19 protein-coding genes are annotated in these 18,004 nt (G+C 59.3%); 13 read left to right on the forward strand and 6 right to left on the reverse strand.

Annotated features, from left to right (window positions below; genetic code table 11):
* Positions 1-90: 90 nt before the first annotated feature.
* On the reverse strand, positions 91-1,050 hold the full coding sequence (gene hemC / locus ABWV79_RS07075; RefSeq protein ID WP_353391122.1) for a hydroxymethylbilane synthase: 960 nt from the start codon (positions 1,048-1,050) through the stop codon (positions 91-93).
* A gap of 106 nt (positions 1,051-1,156) precedes the next feature.
* Between hemC and hemE the strand changes: the two genes are divergently transcribed.
* Positions 1,157-2,191, forward strand: coding sequence for a uroporphyrinogen decarboxylase (hemE, locus tag ABWV79_RS07080; RefSeq protein ID WP_353391123.1), 1,035 nt, complete (start codon positions 1,157-1,159; stop codon positions 2,189-2,191).
* An 82-nt stretch (positions 2,192-2,273) separates the two neighbouring features.
* Here hemE and ABWV79_RS07085 read toward each other — a convergent pair whose 3' ends face one another.
* Positions 2,274-3,362, reverse strand: coding sequence for a CaiB/BaiF CoA transferase family protein (locus tag ABWV79_RS07085; RefSeq protein WP_353391124.1), 1,089 nt, complete (start codon positions 3,360-3,362; stop codon positions 2,274-2,276).
* A gap of 158 nt (positions 3,363-3,520) precedes the next feature.
* Between ABWV79_RS07085 and ABWV79_RS07090 the strand changes: the two genes are divergently transcribed.
* The 6 genes from ABWV79_RS07090 (at position 3,521) to uvrC (ending at position 10,213) form a co-directional block, all read left to right on the forward strand.
* Positions 3,521-4,450, forward strand: a complete 930-nt coding sequence (locus ABWV79_RS07090; protein ID WP_353391125.1) for an ABC transporter ATP-binding protein — start codon at positions 3,521-3,523, stop codon at positions 4,448-4,450.
* Positions 4,447-5,208, forward strand: coding sequence for an ABC transporter permease (locus ABWV79_RS07095; RefSeq protein WP_170353627.1), 762 nt, complete (start codon positions 4,447-4,449; stop codon positions 5,206-5,208). The genes ABWV79_RS07090 and ABWV79_RS07095 overlap by 4 nt, the downstream gene beginning before the upstream one ends.
* A gap of 113 nt (positions 5,209-5,321) precedes the next feature.
* Complete coding sequence (locus tag ABWV79_RS07100; protein ID WP_170751957.1) at positions 5,322-6,119, forward strand: S49 family peptidase; 798 nt, start codon at positions 5,322-5,324, stop codon at positions 6,117-6,119.
* Between the two features lie 168 nt (positions 6,120-6,287).
* On the forward strand, positions 6,288-7,250 hold the full coding sequence (locus ABWV79_RS07105; protein ID WP_353391126.1) for a calcium/sodium antiporter: 963 nt from the start codon (positions 6,288-6,290) through the stop codon (positions 7,248-7,250).
* Between the two features lie 18 nt (positions 7,251-7,268).
* Positions 7,269-8,048, forward strand: a complete 780-nt coding sequence (locus ABWV79_RS07110) for an SDR family oxidoreductase (RefSeq protein ID WP_353391128.1) — start codon at positions 7,269-7,271, stop codon at positions 8,046-8,048.
* 290 nt (positions 8,049-8,338) lie between these two features.
* Entirely contained in the window at positions 8,339-10,213 is a 1,875-nt protein-coding gene (gene uvrC / locus ABWV79_RS07115; protein WP_353391129.1) for an excinuclease ABC subunit UvrC, read from the forward strand.
* On the opposite strand, the gene ABWV79_RS07120 is transcribed toward uvrC, so the two are convergent.
* On the reverse strand, positions 10,210-11,094 hold the full coding sequence (locus ABWV79_RS07120; RefSeq protein ID WP_353391130.1) for a DMT family transporter: 885 nt from the start codon (positions 11,092-11,094) through the stop codon (positions 10,210-10,212). The two genes, uvrC and ABWV79_RS07120, sit on opposite strands and share 4 nt — an antisense overlap.
* 171 nt (positions 11,095-11,265) lie before the next feature.
* Here ABWV79_RS07120 and pgsA point away from each other — a divergent pair, with 171 nt between their 5' ends.
* The 3 genes from pgsA to ABWV79_RS07135 are packed head-to-tail and all read left to right on the forward strand — an operon-like array spanning position 11,266 to position 12,631.
* Positions 11,266-11,934, forward strand: a complete 669-nt coding sequence (pgsA, locus tag ABWV79_RS07125; RefSeq protein ID WP_353391131.1) for a CDP-diacylglycerol--glycerol-3-phosphate 3-phosphatidyltransferase — start codon at positions 11,266-11,268, stop codon at positions 11,932-11,934.
* A 3-nt stretch (positions 11,935-11,937) separates the two neighbouring features.
* Positions 11,938-12,183, forward strand: coding sequence for a molybdopterin converting factor subunit 1 (gene moaD, locus ABWV79_RS07130; RefSeq protein WP_170353620.1), 246 nt, complete (start codon positions 11,938-11,940; stop codon positions 12,181-12,183).
* 1 nt (position 12,184) lies between these two features.
* Positions 12,185-12,631, forward strand: a complete 447-nt coding sequence (locus ABWV79_RS07135) for a molybdenum cofactor biosynthesis protein MoaE (protein WP_170751946.1) — start codon at positions 12,185-12,187, stop codon at positions 12,629-12,631.
* Between the two features lies 1 nt (position 12,632).
* Here the strand turns inward: ABWV79_RS07135 and ABWV79_RS07140 are convergent, their stop codons facing one another.
* From ABWV79_RS07140 to ubiA, 3 genes are all read right to left on the reverse strand, one after another.
* The gene (locus ABWV79_RS07140; RefSeq protein ID WP_170353618.1) at positions 12,633-12,953 is read right to left on the reverse strand and encodes a hypothetical protein; all 321 of its coding nucleotides are present in this window, start codon (positions 12,951-12,953) and stop codon (positions 12,633-12,635) included.
* A 1-nt stretch (position 12,954) separates the two neighbouring features.
* Positions 12,955-14,865, reverse strand: a complete 1,911-nt coding sequence (locus tag ABWV79_RS07145; protein WP_353391133.1) for an OmpA family protein — start codon at positions 14,863-14,865, stop codon at positions 12,955-12,957.
* A gap of 65 nt (positions 14,866-14,930) precedes the next feature.
* Positions 14,931-15,893: a 4-hydroxybenzoate octaprenyltransferase gene (gene ubiA / locus ABWV79_RS07150; protein WP_170353616.1), complete on the reverse strand. Its 963-nt coding sequence runs from the start codon at positions 15,891-15,893 to the stop codon at positions 14,931-14,933.
* 11 nt (positions 15,894-15,904) lie between these two features.
* Between ubiA and ABWV79_RS07155 the strand changes: the two genes are divergently transcribed.
* From ABWV79_RS07155 to ABWV79_RS07165, 3 genes are read left to right on the forward strand one after another with little or no spacing between them, the layout of a single operon-like run.
* On the forward strand, positions 15,905-16,630 hold the full coding sequence (locus ABWV79_RS07155; protein ID WP_353391134.1) for a 16S rRNA (uracil(1498)-N(3))-methyltransferase: 726 nt from the start codon (positions 15,905-15,907) through the stop codon (positions 16,628-16,630).
* Positions 16,627-17,475 carry a GNAT family N-acetyltransferase gene (locus tag ABWV79_RS07160; RefSeq protein ID WP_170751940.1) on the forward strand — a complete coding sequence of 283 codons (849 nt, stop codon included), beginning with the start codon at positions 16,627-16,629 and terminating at the stop codon, positions 17,473-17,475. Before ABWV79_RS07155 ends, ABWV79_RS07160 begins: the two co-directional genes overlap by 4 nt.
* The gene (locus ABWV79_RS07165) at positions 17,472-17,999 is read left to right on the forward strand and encodes a hypothetical protein (RefSeq protein ID WP_353391135.1); all 528 of its coding nucleotides are present in this window, start codon (positions 17,472-17,474) and stop codon (positions 17,997-17,999) included. The genes ABWV79_RS07160 and ABWV79_RS07165 overlap by 4 nt, the downstream gene beginning before the upstream one ends.
* The last annotated feature ends 5 nt before the right edge of the window (positions 18,000-18,004 follow it).

Consider the following 18,004-nt stretch of genomic DNA (forward strand, 5'->3'; position numbering starts at 1 on the left):
GACCGAGCCGACTTCACAACCGGTATGCAAGCGTTATGCCTGACTCATCAGGCGACGGCAGTGAAGTAGTTCACATTGCGTGGATTTTTTTTAGTTTCGCCAATCAAAGAATCCGGCACCCGCCTGTGCAAGCAGGGTTTTAGCAACAGTGCGGCCCATTTCGACGCCGTCTTCAATCGATCCTTCAACATCTTCGGTGATCGCCTCAGACCCATCCGGGCGCAAAACCTCGCCCCTCAGGTGAAGTTGACCTGCATTGATCTCAGCTAGACCCGCGATTGGCGTTTCGCAGGAGCCGTCCAGCGCAGCCAGCAATGCGCGTTCGGCGGCCAAACGCTGCCCCGTTTCAATGTGGTGAATCGCTTCCAGCATACCCGCAGCACGGGAATCGTCGCTGCGGCGTTCGATGCCAATGGTGCCCTGTGCGATGGCGGGCAGCATGTCCTCTGGTGCAATGGCGGTGGCGGGGACGTCTTGCATGTTCAGGCGGCGGATGCCGGCCATGGCCAGAAAGGTACAATCGGCCACGCCGTCCGCCAGTTTCTTCAGCCGCGTCTGCACGTTGCCTCGGAATTCCACTATGTTCAGGTCAGGCCGACGATTCAACAGCTGCGCACGGCGGCGCAGGGATGAGGTGCCGACGGTGGCACCCCGCGGCAGGTCGTGGATTGATTTCAGGCTGGGCGAGATGAACGCGTCGCGCACATCTTCACGCGGCAGGAAGGTGTCCAGCACCAGACCTGCGGGCTGCTCTACCGGCATATCCTTGGTGGAATGCACCGCGATGTCGATATCGCCGCGCAGCATCGCCTCTTCGATCTCTTTGGTGAACAGACCCTTGTTGCCGATTTCTTTCAGAGGGCGGTCTGCGTCGATCATGGCGCGGTTGTCGCCGGTGGTCTTGATGACCACGATCTCGAACGCCTCTTCGGGCAGATCGAACGCCGCTGCCAGCCGCTGCCGGGTTTCATAGGCTTGCGCCAGCGCCAGAGGCGATCCTCGGGTGCCGATCTTTAGAGGTTGGGCGGGGGAGGGCAGGGTCAATGTCATGGCCTCAGCTTTAATCGCGTCACATTGCCCTGACAATGGGGGCAGAGCTTGACAAATTGCCACTGAGGGCCGACCCGTGGCGCAAACCAGATTATTGGGGGCAAAGATGGCCGAGACAAAGAAGATACTGCGCGCATTGGCAGGTGAAGTGCAGGATGTGCCGCCGATCTGGATGATGCGTCAGGCTGGGCGGTATCTGCCCGAATATCGCGCGACGCGGGCGCAGGCGGGGGATTTCCTGTCGCTGTGCTATAACCCCGAGCTGGCGGCCGAAGTCACATTGCAGCCGATCCGTCGCTATGGGTTCGACGCGGCGATCCTGTTTGCCGATATCTTGTTGGTGCCGCAGGCGCTGGGTGCGGATTTGTGGTTTGTCACCGGTGAAGGCCCGCGCCTGTCGACCATAACCCAACAGGCCGACTTTGACGCGCTGAAGCCCGTGGATGCGATTCACGAGACTTTGTCGCCGGTCTATGAAACCGTGCGAATCCTGTCGCGGGAATTGCCGTCCGAGACGACTCTGATCGGTTTCGCGGGCGCGCCCTGGACGGTGGCCACCTATATGATCGCCGGGCGCGGCACGCCGGATCAAGGCCCGGCCCATGCCCTGCGCGAGGGCAATGTGGCGTTGTTCGAGGCCCTGCTGGATCGGATTACGCTGGCGACGATCGAATATCTGTCGGCCCAGATCGAGGCCGGGGCCGAGGTGGTCAAGATCTTTGACAGCTGGGCCGGGTCCCTGAAGGGCGAGGCATTCCAGAAATATGCGGTCGAGCCGTGCCGTGTGATCACTCAGGCCATCAAAGAACGTCATCCCGGAATTCCTGTCATTGGTTTTCCGCGCGAGGCCGGTAAGGGCTATGTCGGGTTTGCCAGGGCGACAGGTGTGGATTGTGTGGCGCTGGACAACTCGGTCGCGCCGGATTGGGCGGCGGCCCATGTGCAGGTGGATGGTTGTGTGCAGGGCAATTTGGCCTCGTCCCATATGGTGACGGGTGGTCAGGCTTTGGTGGATGAGACGCGTAAGATTGTTGAGGCGTTTTCCAAGGGGCCGCATATTTTCAATCTGGGGCATGGGATCACGCCGGATGCGGATCCTGAGAATGTGCAGCTGATGATTGACACGGTGCGTGCGCGTTAAGCTGGGTGGAAGGGGGCCAGCCCCCTTCTTGGCCTGCGGCCAATTCATCCCCCGAGATATTTTTGGCCAGATGAAGGGCGGATCAGTCTTTGGTGTCGAGGTCGGCGAGAATCTCGGCCCGGTGTTCACCGCGATTTGGGCTGGGTTTTGGTTGCCAGTCATGGGTAGAGAATCGTGGGGCGGCGCGGGCTTGCAGGGTGCCATTCTGAGTTGTCCAAGTTTGGCGGCTTTGGTTCATTGGGTGGTCAAGTGCCTGTTCGGGGCTGAGGACCGGCGCGACGCAGGCGTCTGAGCCGTGGAACAGATGTTCCCAGTGGTCGCGCGGTTGTTGGGCGAAAATCGCTGTCAGGCGTTTGGTGAGCGTGGGCCAGCGCGTGCTGTCATACTGCTGTTCAAAGTCCGGGTCTTCTGACAGGCCGAGTAGCTGCAGGAATGTGGCGTAGAATTTGGGCTCCAGGCATTGCACCGTGATGAAGCCGCCGTCGGCGCAGCTGTAGGTGCGGCTCCAATGGGGGCCGTCGAGAAGGCTTTGACCTCTGATTTCATCAAGATTTTCGGTTTGCCGCAGGCTCATCAGCAGGTTCATCATATGGGCCGAGCCGTCGTAGATGGCGGCATCGACGACGGTGCCTTCCCCTGTCTTTTGAGCATGTAGCAGGCCGGCCAGGAGGCCCGCCACCAGATACATGGCGCCACCGCCGATGTCGCCCACCAGAGTCGCGGGAGTTTGTGGCGGCTGACCTGCTTGCGACGCGTACCAGAGCGCGCCGGACAGCGCGATATAGTTCAGGTCATGCCCCGCGGTGTTGGCCAGCGGGCTGTTCTGGCCCCAACCAGTCATGCGGCCATAGACCAGTTTGGGGTTCAGGGCGTGGCAAGGAGCCGGGCCGAGGCCCAGCTTTTCCATGACACCTGGGCGGAATCCTTCGATAAGTGCATCTCCAGACGCGATCAGGCGTTGGGTGATGTCCAGATCGTCTGAGTCTTTCAGATCCAACGCAATCGACCGTTTGCCGCGATCTAGCACCGATTGCTGGGGCATTCCGGGTGTTCCTGCCCCTCCCTTGCGGTGGATGGTGATCACATCTGCGCCCATATCTGCCAGCAACATGGCGGCGAAGGGGGCGGGGCCCAGCCCTTCGAATTCGATGATCCGAAAACCGTTCAGCATTTTGCCGCTCCTATAAGTATCGCCGCAGGGTTTCGGGAATGCCGGCGAATTGCAAGCCCGAGCAGGGTTCGGCAAAATCCGCGTAACGGCCGGTGCGGAATGGGTCTGTTCTGCGCTCGCCCACCGGGGTAGGGTCGCCGTCAGGACAGGGAAACAGCATGACTACCATTCTTTCGATCAGGGATTTGCGAAAATCCTATGCTGACGGGTTTGAAGCGCTTAAGGGCGTGACTTTGGACATTCGGCAGGGTGAGATTCTGGCCTTGCTGGGTCCGAATGGCGCGGGCAAAACAACTCTGATTTCAACCATCTGCGGAATTACCACGCCGAGCTCGGGTACAGTTACGGTCGGAGGGCATGACATCCAGTCCGACTTTCGCGCTGCGCGCCGGATGATCGGCCTTGTCCCGCAGGAGATCGCGCTGGAGCCATTCGAAAAAGTCTGGAACACGGTACGTTTGTCGCGTGGGCTGTTTGGCTTGGGTCGAGATGACGCGCGGATCGAAGAGATCCTGCGCAAGCTGTCCCTGTGGGACAAGCGCCGCAACGCCATCAAAGAGCTGTCGGGCGGGATGAAGCGCAGGGTGCTGATCGCAAAAGCGTTGGCGCATGAGCCGCGCGTGCTGTTTCTGGATGAACCCACCGCCGGTGTTGATGTCGAATTGCGCAAGGATATGTGGGAGATCGTGGCCGAACTGAAACAGGCGGGCGTCACGATCATTCTGACCACTCATTACATCGAAGAGGCCGAAGCAATTGCCGACCGCGTTGGTGTCATCGACAAAGGCGAATTGCTGCTGGTGCAGGACAAGAACACTCTGATGGCGCAAATGGGCAAGAAGCAGATCGAAGTCATGTTGACCGATCCCATCACGTCGATCCCCGACAGTCTTGCAGCGCATAACCTGACGTTGAATGGCAACGGCGATGCCCTGATCTATACCTACGATACCCATGCCGACCGCACCGGCATCACCACGTTGCTGAACGATGTGGCGCAAGCCGGGCTCATTCTGCGCGACGTGCAGACCCGTCAGTCGAGCCTGGAAGAAATATTTGTCAATCTGGTGTCGGGAGAGCCCGCATGAACTGGTCCGCAATCGCTGCTATTTACCGGTTCGAAATGGCCCGGTTCTTCCGGACGCTGGCACAGAGCTTTTTGTCTCCGGTTCTGTCGACCTCACTGTACTTCGTAGTCTTCGGCACTGCGATCGGCAGTCGTATCCAAGAAGTTGAGGGCGTATCCTATGGCGCGTTCATCGTGCCGGGTTTGATCATGCTGTCGGTGGTGACGTTGTCGATATCGAACGCGTCTTTCGGGATTTATTTCCCCAAATTCCTTGGCACGATCTACGAGCTGCTCTCGGCCCCTGTGAACTTTATCGAGATCGTGATCGGCTATGTGGGGGCGGCGGCGACCAAGGCGCTTTTCGTAGGGGTGGTGATCTTGATCACGGCGACGTTTTTTGTGGATTTACGGATCGAACATCCGCTGGCGATGGTGGCTTTTCTGGTGCTGACTTGCCTCAGTTTCTCATTGCTTGGATTCATAATTGGCATCTGGGCAGGCAACTTCGAGCAGATGTCGCTGGTGCCGCAACTGGTGGTAACGCCGTTGATCTTTTTGGGGGGCACATTCTATTCGATCTCGATGCTGCCGCCGGTTTGGCAAACGATCACATTGTTCAATCCGGTAGTCTATCTGATTTCAGGTTTCAGATGGTCGTTTTATGGGCTGGCGGATGTGCCGATAGGCTTCAGCTTACTGGCAATCGTGGTCTTTACAGGCATTTGCCTTGGCATCATCTGGTGGATTTTCAAAACCGGCTGGCGCATTCGCAGCTAGGGTACGTTTGGCGTTGCATTTTTGCCCATCAACTCCGGGAAATGTGATCCGGCTGCATCTAACGTTCAAACGGTCCCTTGTTTAGCACAATGGCGCACTCTACATCGGCTCCCATGAAACTCAGCCTGCCCTTTGTCAAAAAGCAGCCATGCGTGGCCATTGTGCGTCTGTCCGGAGCCATCGGAATGGCCGGCCGAGGGTCGATGTCCGACACGTCGCTAGCCCCGGTTCTTGAGAAAGCCTTTCGCAAAGGCAAACCCGCCGCCGTCGCGCTCGAGGTCAACTCGCCTGGTGGCTCACCGGTTCAAAGTTCTTTGATCGGTGCGCGTATTCGGCGGTTATCTGAGGAATTAAACGTTCCTGTCATAGCATTTGTCGAAGACGTCGCCGCCTCGGGCGGGTATTGGCTGGCAGCTGCAGCTGACGAGATTTATGCCGACGACAGTTCGGTTCTGGGGTCCATCGGAGTGATCTCATCCGGCTTTGGCGCGCATGTACTTTTGAAACGTCAGGGGATCGAGCGGCGCGTGCATACGGCCGGAGAGTCGAAATCCATGCTCGACCCGTTCTCGCCCGAAAAGAAAGAGGACGTCGCCCGGCTAGAGCGCCTTTTGGGTGATATTCACGAAAATTTCATCGCCCATGTCAAAACCCGGCGTGATGGAAAACTGGATGAGAGTCAGGACCTGTTCACCGGCGAGATTTGGCTGGCGCGTCGCGCGCAGGAATTGGGATTGATCGACGGGATTGCTCATCTGAAACCCAAGATGCAAGAGCGGTTCGGCGACAAGGTAAAATTCCGGCGCTATGGGTTGCGGAAACCTTTGTGGTCCCGGTTCGGTGCTTCTTTGGCACAGGATGCGATTGCAGGGCTTGAGGAACGCGCGGCCTATGCGCGTTTTGGGTTGTGACGTGATTATCAAGATTGTCACCCTCTTCCTGATCGCCATGGGCGTGTTGGCCATGTTTGGTAAGCTGCGTTTTCCCGGACAGAAAAGGTTGCAATCGGCACGGTGTCCGCGCTGCGGGCGGTTCAGGATCGGTAAAGGCCCCTGCGCCTGCAAAAAAGGAGGCCGTACATGACGGCATGGCTGTTATCCGGCCTCGGATTGCTGATCCTGTTGCTGGCAGGGGATGCGCTAGTACGTGGTGCGGTAAACCTGAGCCTGCGTCTGGGCGTACCTGCGTTGATCGTCAGTCTGACGATCGTGGCCTTTGGCACTTCGGCGCCTGAATTGTTGATCGCTATCAGTGCGATCAAGGAAAACGCGCCGGGTATTGCGCTAGGGAACGTGGTCGGGTCTAACACGGCCAACATCCTGCTGGTACTGGGCCTTCCCGCGTTGCTTGCCACTTTGCACACAAGCGAATGCGACAGCCGCAAGAACTATGTCTTCATGATCATGGCCACAGTGTTGTTTATTGGGTTGGCTTTCTTGGGCGAATTCAATCTGGTCAGCGGAGGTATCCTGCTGGCTGCACTGGCTCTGGTCCTGTTGAATGCCTTCCGCGAGGCCCATGCCCATCGGAGAGCCTGTGGTGAGGCTTGCAACGATGACGAAGAACTGGATGGTCTCGAAGAGGCCGACCCGGATATGCCGTACTGGAAGGTCGCGATCTATCTGCTGCTGGGTCTGATCGGATTGCCGATGGGCGCGCATCTGCTGGTCGAAAACGCAACCGTGATCGCACGCACCTATGGGATCAGTGAAACGATTATCGGTCTGACTTTGGTGGCGGTCGGTACGTCTCTGCCCGAATTGGCCACGACTGTTATGGCGGCGTTGCGGCGTCAGGCGGACGTTGCGCTAGGTAACGTGATCGGGTCAAACATGTTCAACCTGTTGGCCATTGTCGGTATCGCGACATTGGTCGGACGAATTCCGGTTGATCCCGAGTTCCTGCAATTCGACCTGTGGGTCATGCTGGGCGCATCATTGCTGCTGATCCCGTTCGTGTTTTTCAAGAAAGATATCACGCGAGTGTGGGGCTTGCTGTTGACCCTGCTCTATGCGGTCTACATCGTCACATTGCTGGCGTAATGTGACGGAGAGTCCCCGATGACCCGAGCCCTTGTAACCGGAGCAGGTATTCGCCTTGGCCGGGCCATGGCCTTGTATCTGGCGCAGCGTGGATATGATGTAGCTGTCCACTTTGCTTCGTCCGAACAACCGGCGTCGGATGTCGTGGCCGAGATACGATCAATGGGTCGCAATGCTGTTGCCCTACAAGCCGACCTGCTGGACGAGGCGCAGGTGAACGCCCTGTTGCCCCGCGCGGCCGAGGCATTGGGTGGGTCGATCACCTGTCTGGTCAACAACGCCTCGATCTTTGAATACGACAATATCCAAACGGCCACGCGGCAAAGCTGGGACCGGCACCTCGAAAGTAACCTGCGCGCGCCTTTTGTGCTGACCCAGGCGATGGCTGAACAAGGGTTGCAGCCCGACACCGATGCGGCCGGCGAACCGGTCGCAACCGGTCTGATCGTCAATATGGTCGACATGCGGGTACGCAAGCTGACCCCCGAGTTCATGTCCTACACCATCGCCAAGATGGGCCTGTGGGCGCTGACCCGCACTGCTGCGCAAGCGTTGACCCCGGCGATCCGCGTCAACGCAATCGGTCCCGGCCCCACGATGCAGGGGCACCGCCAAAGCGTCGATCACTTCAATGCGCAACGGCGGAGCACGGTATTGGAGCGCGGCGCGAACCCTTCGGACATCACTGCCGCGCTGGGGTATTTTCTGGATGCACAGGCGGTCACCGGGCAGCTTTTATGTGTGGATGGCGGGCAGCATCTTGGCTGGCAAACTCCGGATGTTTTGGGCGTTGAATAGGTAATTCTCAGATAAGTTTTGCACCGCTCTCATTTCCGTTACCAACACGTTACAAAAATGTATTGTTTTTCATGCACTTGTCTTGATTTAGAAAAAATAACATTGAAAAACAGACGGTTAGGTTATTGCCTAATTTTTGTGCAAATCAAGGAATCCTTAATGAATTAAGGGAAAATCGCGATACCCGGAAACTTATCTTCATACTTATCCACAGAAACCGTGGATTTGTTTTCTCTTGATCTGAGGCGCTCAAGATTGCAGCCATGGTCAGGGAATCATATTTCAGACACATGACCGTCCAGAACGAATCGAACTCCGAAACCCAAAGCGTTGGATACGAATGTATACAGCGATATGTGAAAACGCTGGACAGCTCTCCGGGCGTTTACCGGATGTTGGATGCCGACAGTCGGGTTCTTTATGTCGGCAAGGCGCGAAACCTGAAGGCGCGGGTGTCGAACTATACGCGGCCCGGACATTCGGGGCGGATCGAGAAGATGATCGCCGCGACGGTTTCGATGATGTTTCTGACCACGCGGACCGAGACCGAGGCGCTGCTGCTGGAGCAGAACCTGATCAAGCAGCTCAAGCCCAAGTACAATGTGCTGCTGCGCGACGATAAGAGTTTTCCGAACATTCTGGTCGCCAAGGATCATGGGTTTCCGCAGATCAAGAAACATCGTGGGGCGAAGAAAGAAAAGGGCGCCTATTTTGGCCCATTCGCCAGCGCCGGAGCGGTGAACCGGACGCTGAACCAGCTGCAAAAAGCGTTCCTGCTGCGTAACTGCTCGGATTCCATGTTCGACAGCCGGACGCGGCCCTGTCTGCTGTATCAGATTAAGCGCTGTTCTGGACCGTGTGTGGGGTTGATCTCGGAAAGCGATTACGGCGAAAGCGTCAAGGATGCGGAACGGTTCTTGTCGGGCCGGTCGACCAAGGTGCAGGAAGAACTGGCCGAACAGATGATGGCCGCGTCCGAGGCGATGGAGTTCGAACGCGCCGCCAGCCTGCGCGACCGTATTCGCGCGCTGACGCAGGTGCAGACGTCCCAAGGCATCAACCCGCGCGGCGTGGCCGAGGCGGATGTGATCGGCCTCTATATGGATAGTGGGCAGGCCTGTGTGCAGGTGTTCTTTATCCGGGCCAACCAGAACTGGGGCAACAAGGACTTTTACCCTCGGGTCGGGGCGGATGTGTCACCTGCCGAGGTGATGGAGGCGTTTCTCGGTCAGTTCTACGACAACAAGGAACCGCCCCGTCAGTTGATCCTGTCAGATGCGATCGAGAATGCCGATCTGATGCAGGACGCGCTGTCGGAAAAAGCCGGACGCAAGGTTGAAATTCTTGTCCCTCAACGGGGCGAGAAACAAGAACTGGTCGCCGGAGCCCTGCGCAACGCACGCGAGTCACTGGCACGGCGCATGTCGGAAAGCGCCACGCAGGCCAAACTGTTACGTGGTGTGGCCGAGGCGTTTGATCTGGACACGCCACCCGAGCGGATCGAGGTCTACGATAACAGCCATATTCAGGGCACCAACGCGGTGGGCGGCATGATCGTGGCGGGCCCCGAGGGGTTCATGAAAAACGCCTATCGCAAGTTCAACATCCGGGGCGATGATCTGACCCCCGGCGACGATTTTGGCATGATGAAAGAGGTTCTGACCCGCCGTTTCACCCGCTTGCAAAAAGAAGACCCAGACCGAGACAAGGGTCATTGGCCCGACCTGCTGTTGATCGATGGCGGCGCGGGGCAGGTGAGTGCGGTACATGAGATAATGGTCGAACATGGAATCGAGGACATCCCGATGGTCGGCGTTGCCAAGGGTGTGGACCGCGACCACGGCAAAGAGGAATTCCACCGCATCGGTCAGCGAGCCTTTGCGCTGAAACGTAATGATCCGGTGCTGTATTTCATCCAGCGTCTGCGGGATGAGGCGCACAGGTTCGCCATCGGCACCCATCGCGCCAAACGGGCAAAGGCGGTTGGGGCGACGCCTCTGGATGAAATCCCCGGCGTGGGCGCGGCGCGCAAACGCGCTTTGCTGACCCATTTCGGCAGCGCTAAGGCGGTCAGCCGGGCCAATCTGGCGGATCTGAAAGCGGTGGACGGGATCTCAGCCGGGTTGGCGCAGAAGGTCTATGATTTCTTCCACGACAAGGGCTAGGCCCGCCGCCCGCGCCACAGGATATACAGCCCCGAGGCCACGATCAGCGCCGACCCGATCCACATGGTCTGGTCCAGCCGCTCACCAAACATGACCACACCCAACCCGATGCCGAACAGCAGTCGGGAATAGCGGAAGGGCGTGACGGAAGAGACCTCACCCGTGCGCATCGCCTTCATCAGCGAGGCATAAGCCATGACGCCCATCACGATTGCGCCGGTCATATGCAGGCTGACTTGCGCGCTTAGGGGCTGCGTTGGTGTGCCTTCCCAAAACCGATAGGCCAGACCGGCGATGATGATACAAAGGAAACCGTAGAACCCCAGCACCTCGGTCCCCAGTGACGCGGGCGCGGCGCGGCTGGCCAGATCGCGTCCGGCAAACCCCAGCATCCCCAGCACCGCAAGGATGGACAGGGCCGAGAAGCTGTCCCCGGTCGGTTGGATGATGATCACGACGCCGACAAGGCCGATCAGAATGGCGCTCCACCGGCGCCAGCCGACGGTTTCGCCAAAGACCAGTGCGGCCCCGGCGACGACGACCAAGGGCGTAGCCTGCAGGATCACCGTGGCCGAGGACAGCGGAGTAAGCGCGATGGCCAGCACATAGAACAACCGCCCTAGGATTTCGAATACCGCGCGCACCTTCATCGGGCGCGAAAGTACATCGGCTTGAAACAGCCGTGTGCCGCGCATCAGGGCCACCACTGCATATATCACCGCGCCGCCTGCGCCGAACAGAACCAGCACCTGCCAGATCGGAATCGCCGCCGAGGCCGCTTTGATCAGCGCATCCTCAAGCGCGAACAGTGCCATTGCGGCGATCATCCATGCGCTGCCGATCAGGTTCGATCGGGGGTCGGTTTGAATGTGACGGGTCATGTATCGCTCTGTCTGGGCCAGCCGCCAATCTGACCGCAAAGCCCGCGCGCGCCAAGCCGTGTGATCGGGGTTGCGACCCTTTGACCCCGAAGGCCACAACTGCCTGTGATCGGGTCAGATTTTCAATGGTCCATCTTTTATGTCCTGAACCGGCGATGTAGAGTTTTCTTCATGAAGTGGAACTTGCCCAATATCCTGACCGTGCTGCGCCTTCTGGCCGCCCCCGGTCTGGCCGTGATGTTTTTGTATTTCACCCGGCCCTATGCCGACTGGTTTGCCCTGATCCTGTTCATGTCAGCGGCGATCACCGACTGGTTCGACGGGTATCTGGCCCGTGCTTGGAAACAGGAAACCAAGATCGGAGCGATGCTGGACCCAATTGCCGACAAGGCGATGGTAGTGATCGCGTTGATGATCCTTGTGGGCTATTCGACCGAGCATTGGACGCCTTGGCTGGTGCTGCCCGCCACCGTGATTCTATTCCGCGAGGTCTTTGTTTCGGGGTTGCGGGAATATCTGGGCGATGTGGCGGGAACTTTGAAAGTGACCAAGCTGGCCAAATGGAAGACCACAGCGCAGATGTTTGCCATTGCGGTTTTGTTTTCACAGGGAATTTTTGAACACTACTTTGTCATGGCCACGTTTGGCATGGACCCTGCGACCATTGATCAGGTTCTCATTGGACAGCTTGAGGACGTAAACCACGTCCGCTGGCATCTGGAAGGTATGTTCTGGTCGGGCCGGATCGGTCTGTGGCTGTTGTGGATCGCGGCGACGCTGACGTTGATCACCGGCTATGACTACCTACGTAAAGCCATGCCCCATCTGAAGGAGAGCTAAGCGATGGATGTGCTGTATTTCGCATGGGTGCGCGAACGCATCGGTCTGCCCAAGGAAAAGGTCGAAACACAGGCCGCAACCGTATCCGAGCTGGTCGCGGAACTGACCGCGCGCGAAGATCGCTACGCCGCCGCTTTTGCCGACCTGTCGGCGCTGCGCGTGGCGCTGGATCAGGAACTGTCGGACTTTGACGCCCCTTTGTCGGGCGTGCGCGAAGTTGCGTTCTTTCCGCCGATGACAGGTGGCTAAGATGCGGATCGTCGTACAAGAAGCCCCTTTCGACATGGGGGCCGAGGCCAACGCCTTTGCTGCCGGAGATGAGGCCGCAAATGGGGCCATCGTAACCTTCACCGGCGTTGTGCGCGATCTAGCTACGGGCGATTTGGACGTGATGGAGATCGAGCATTATCCTGGCATGACCGAGCGCGCCCTGACCAAGATCGCCGAAGAAGCACAGTCGCGCTGGTCGCTGGGCGATGTGCTGGTGATTCACCGCCACGGGCGGCTGGCTCCGGGGGATCGGATCATGATGGTGGCCACAGCCTCGCCTCATCGCAAGGACGCGTTCGAGGCGGCAGAATACCTGATGGATTATCTCAAGTCCCGCGCGCCGTTCTGGAAGAAAGAGATCACCAATTCCGGTGCTGACTGGGTCGCTGCCAAGGACGAGGACGAGGACGCGCTGACGCGCTGGTGATTTAATCCGCGTTGTTGATCCGCCCGCGCAGCTCTTCTGCCTCTTGCCTCGCTGCGCGCAGCCCATCCATGGCCGCGGACAGCTCGGCCTCGGTTTGCGTCAGCTGGTTGGTCAGTTCGGCCTCGCGCTGCTGCAGATAGGTGATGGCCTGATCGCGGGTTTCCTCGGCCTCATGCAACTCCTGGCTCATGCGGTCCAGATCGGCTACGTCGCTTTGGCGCACGCGGGACAGGCGATGGGCCAGCCAGTTGGCGAACCACCCCATACAAAACGCTGCAAACAAAATGACGGCGGTGGCGATGATGAATTCTAGTCTGTTCAACTTACTGGTCCCCTGCGCCGGTTTCTTCGGAGTCTGTTTGTGCGTCTTCTGACGGCTGTGTGTCCTGTTCCAGCGCTTCCAGTCCCGTCTCGGAATTGGCGACGGGTTCAGGGCGGATCAGGCGGAATTCAATCCGACGGTTTTCTTCGCGACCTTCCTCGGTGCCATTGTCGGCGATAGGTTGCGTTTCGCCGTATCCCACTGCCGTGTAGCTTGCGGTGGGAACGCGCCGTCCGCGCAGCTCGTTTAGGATGGACTGTGCCCGTGACTGGCTGAGCTGCTGATTCATCTCTTCCCGGCCTTGACTGTCGGTGTGGCCCTGGATCTCCATCCGGATTGGGCCGCATTCGCGCAGAATGTCGGCGATCTGGTTCACAGTATCACGCGAATCCGCCGCCACCGTGGCCGAGCCAGGTTCGAAGGCGATCTTGCTGGACGTCTGAACTTCGGCAATGCGGTCTTCGCATTGCTCGGGGTCTGGCAGTGCGTCTTCGGGTTCAGGAGGTTTCTGGTAGGTGATCGAAAGTGTGTATTCCTGCGCTTCGCCTAGCTTGTCGGACAAAAGGCCAGCGATGCGCGCTCTGGTGTCGGGTTCATGGCTGACGCCGATCAGCATGACATCGTCCGGCGTCACAGTCAGAGCACCATTGTGCAGTAATGACAGCGCCTCAAGCCCGGCCAGGACACGCACGGCCCAGTCGGTGGGTAGGTCAGGCACAACGCGAGTTGCGGTATAAACCTGTTCCGAGCCAAACGCCGCGCGGGCATAGCTGTCGACCATGTCCCTAAGGGTTTCATCACCCAAGCGTCCGCGCATTTGGACCAGCCCTTCGGGGCTGCGTGTGGCGGAAAACTCGGGTGGGCCGGTGGGTTCGTCGGTTTCAGGCTCGGGCAGGACGGCGTGAAGGGCGAAGACCTCGGGCAGCGCATTCTCAAGCTCGCCTACCACGCGGTCGAACGTGGCGGCGTTCGTACCCATCTCGGCGACCAGCGTGATGTCGGCGTCAGACATGGTCACAGATCCCAAACCGATCTGAGCCAACGCCTTGATGCTGAGCGTTGCGGCCTCGGACCAGCGGGGTGATGGAACGCCCAACCCGATCGTGCAGGTGTAGGGTCCGGTCAGCCCTGCCGCTTCGGCCGTTGCAATGATGGCGTTTCGGGAATCCTGATCAGGCGCCGAACACGCGTCGAAATGACCGCCTTCGGCATCGACAATGTAGCGCAGCGTAAACGGCGTGATCACCGGCCGCGGGGCCGTGATCGACAATCCGATCCTAAGGCTGGGTGGCGCAGCGCGCGTCAACTCCTGCTCAAGCCGTTCCTTTTCCTGCTGGCTGTCGGCGATAGCGGTAATCTTCACCAACCCCGGACTGGCCGAAATCTTGGCGCGTGGAAGCCGAACAAGGGCTTCGATCGCGTAGGTTAGTGCCTCATCCCAGCCTTTGGGCTTGGGATAGTCGGCGGTCTCAAGAAGGTCCGATACATTGTCCCCGTCCAACCGATGCAAACGCTCCATCAATGCCTCGCGGTCCTGGCTGAGCGGGACCAGACCTATCACCGAAATACCGCTGTCATTGCGCAGAATTTCGGCTGAAAACTTAGGTGGTGCCAATTGGGTCGTGGGTGCGACTTCCATCTCGTCAATAACGCGCGAGGTGTCGACTTCGGTGCCGGCAGCGGTCAGGGCGCTGAAACGCGCGGCTTCGTCAGCAGCGGTGCCAGTCAGTATGACGCGCAAGCCGTCAGATTCGACCTCGGCCCAGTCATGGCCTTTCAGATCAAGCGCGCGGCGCACCACGAATTCCGATGCCTCTTCGACCTTGGTGACCGAGTAACTGGCGGCCAGCAGAGACAGCCCGGCAGAAACCAGGAAGATAAAGGCAACAGCTAGGAGATAAGGCAGGCGCATGTGCAGACAGAAGACTCCTCGGGTGATTGAGCCGGACTCTTACAGAGGCCCGGCCCGAGGTGCAATCAGACCAGCAAGGCCACGCAAAGGAAGATCAGCGGAATAAGGCCGGTGTCGCGATTTGCGCGGAACAGTTGCAGCAGTTTGGCGTTGTCCTCGGTGTCCAGTCCGCGCAATTGCCACGCCATGTGCCACCCCATCGCCCAAGGCCCGGCCAGCGCAACAAAAAGCGCCATGATCGAGGCCTGAGTCGTTGCCGCGTCGATGATCGCCAGCCCCATCAACGACACTGTCGCAACGAGGAAGTATTTCAGCCATCTGGCTGTATCCGAACCAAACAGGCGTGCAGTGGATTTGATGCCGATCAACTCGTCATCTTCGGCGTCCTGATGGGCATAGATCGTGTCGTAGAACAGCGTCCAGGCGATTCCGGCCAGATAGAGCGTGATCGCGGGCACCCCGACCGTTCCGGTATGCGCTGCCCATGCCAGCAGAATGCCCCAGTTGAACGCCAGTCCCAAAAACACCTGGGGCCACCATGTAAAGCGTTTTGCGAACGGATATATTGTCACCGGCAACAGCGAGAGGACACCCATCGCGATCGCAGCTTGATTGAAGGTCAGCAGAATACCCAGCGCCAACAGGCATTGCAGCCCCATCCAGACAACCGCTTGTCGTACCGTGACCTGACCTGATGGGATCGGACGCGACCGAGTACGCTCGACCTGAGCGTCGAACTCGCGATCAGTGATGTCGTTCCACGTGCAGCCCGCGCCGCGCATCAGAAAAGCGCCGATTGCGCAGCCAACGGCGATCCAAAGGTCTTCCCATCGCGGGGTGCCATCGCTGAGGATGGCCAGCGCAAGACCCCACCAGCAGGGAATCAGCAAAAGCCATGTGCCGATGGGCCGGTCTGCGCGGCTTAGGCGCAGATAGGGGCGGGTGAAGGCGGGCGCATGGGTGTCGACCCAGTTGCCGCTTACGGCATCAGCGACCTGACCGTCTGGTGTTGGGGCATTGCCTTGCATATTAAGGTCTCATGAGTGCAAAGATCAGACTGTATGTAGAGCACCCTTTGGGTCCGGGGCAATCGGTTCCTTTGGCGCGTGATCAGGCCCACTACCTGTTTGGCGTCATGCGGCTGGCCGTGGGCGGGCAGGTGGCTCTGTTTAACGGCCAAGATGGCGAGTGGCTTGCCAACGTAGCCGAGGCGGGCAAGCGTGGCGGCGTGCTGTCCTGCGCCCGCCAGACCAAACCACTGCAAATGCCGCCCGATCTGTGGTTCCTGTTTGCGCCGATCAAAAAGGCGCGCACCGATTTCATGGTCGAAAAAGCAGCCGAGATGGGGGCTGCGCGTATCCTGCCCGTGCAGACTGAATTCACCAATTCCGAGCGTATACGCCAAGACCGCCTTCAGGCGCATGCCGTTGAGGCGGCTGAGCAATGCGGCGGAACTTACGTGCCCGAGGTTTCCGATCTGCAGCGGCTTGATCGCGTGCTGGATGCGTGGCCAGAAGACCGACAACTGATGTTCTGCGACGAGGCAGAGGTTGGGTCGACCCTGCGATTGGCAGCCAATGAAACGGGCCAGCCCTGGGCCATTCTCATCGGGCCCGAGGGTGGGTTTTCGGATCGCGAACGGACCCACTTGTCTGGTCTTCCCTACGCACACGTGGTCAGCCTTGGGCCACGTATTCTGCGCGCGGATACAGCAGCGGTGGCGGCACTGACCATGTGGCAGCAGGCACTGGGGGATTGGTCATGAGCTGGCAACAGGCCCAACAAGAGGACGTGCCACGCATCACCCGGTTTTTGTCCGACCACATTCAGACCTCGATGTTTCCTCTGGCCAATCTGCGGGATTTTGGTTTGAGGGGCACGGACCCTCGTGCTTTGAACGTCTGGACTTTGGGTGACGGCCCGCGCGCGGTCTTCGCGATCACGAATGAGGGCATGGTCCTGACCCAGTGCCCGGACTGTTCCGATGACGAGCTTATGGCCGCGATTGACCTGATCCGGGGGCGCCCCTTGTTCGGCATCGCCGCCGAGGCGGCTCAGGCGCGGCGTATCATGCAGATGGCGGGATGGGCCGGCAGACCCGCGACGCTCAACAGTGATGAACCGGGCTTTACGCTGGACCTGACGCAGCTTGTCGTGCCGGACACGACGGGCGCTATGCTGGAACCCTTAAGCGGGTTTTACGGGGACATTGCCGAAGGCTGGCGGACCGACTATTTGATCGAGGCGATGGATTTCGATCCCGCCCGCGCACGCAAACAGGCGCGTAAGGACTTTGTCGCTTATACCCAGCGCAACTCACATCGAATATTGCTGATCGACGGGCAGCCCGTGGCCATGACCGGGTTCAACGCACGCTTGCCTGACGTTGTCCAGATCGGAGGGGTCTATACCCCGCCCGAACTGCGTGGGCGGGGGTATGCCCGCTTGGCGGTTGGGTTGCATCTGCTTGAGGCAAACGCCAGTGGTGTGTCCCGTGCCGTTCTGTTTGCTGCTTCTGATTCCGCAGCGCGTGCCTATATGGCTATTGGATTCAAACCGGCAGGGCAGTTTTCACTGATCCTGTTCAAAGACCCAAAGGACCCGGCATGAGCTTTATCCGACCCGAAGCCAAACTGACCCTGTGGCGCTGGCGCGAAGTGTTGGTTGCCGTGGCCGTCCTGCTGGTTGGCCTTAGCTGGATCAGCGGCCCCGGCGGATTGCTGGGCTGGATGGGCTGGGTATTGGTCGTTGTCTCTGTGGCTTTGACCGTGATCGGTGTACAACGCGCGCGGTTTCGCACTGGCGCGGGTGGTCCCGGAGTTGTCACCATCGACGAAGGGCAGATTACCTATCTGGGCCCGCTGGACGGCGGCATGGTCGCCGCACGCGAGATCGAACGGCTGGCGCTGGACCCGACTTCGAACCCGGCGCATTGGGTGCTGTCTCAGCCGGGCCAGCCAACGCTTCACATTCCCGTGAATGCCGAAGGTGCAGAGGCGCTGTTTGATGTGTTCTCGAACCTGCCGGGGCTGAAAACCGAGCAAATGCTGGCCGAACTGAACGGCGGTGCGGTGCATCCGGTAGTGATCTGGGAAAAGCGCCCGATGCGCCCGGCGCATCTGCGGCTGCATTGACACTG

The organism is Ruegeria sp. HU-ET01832 (assembly GCF_040371315.1).
Taxonomy (GTDB): domain Bacteria; phylum Pseudomonadota; class Alphaproteobacteria; order Rhodobacterales; family Rhodobacteraceae; genus Ruegeria; species Ruegeria lacuscaerulensis_A.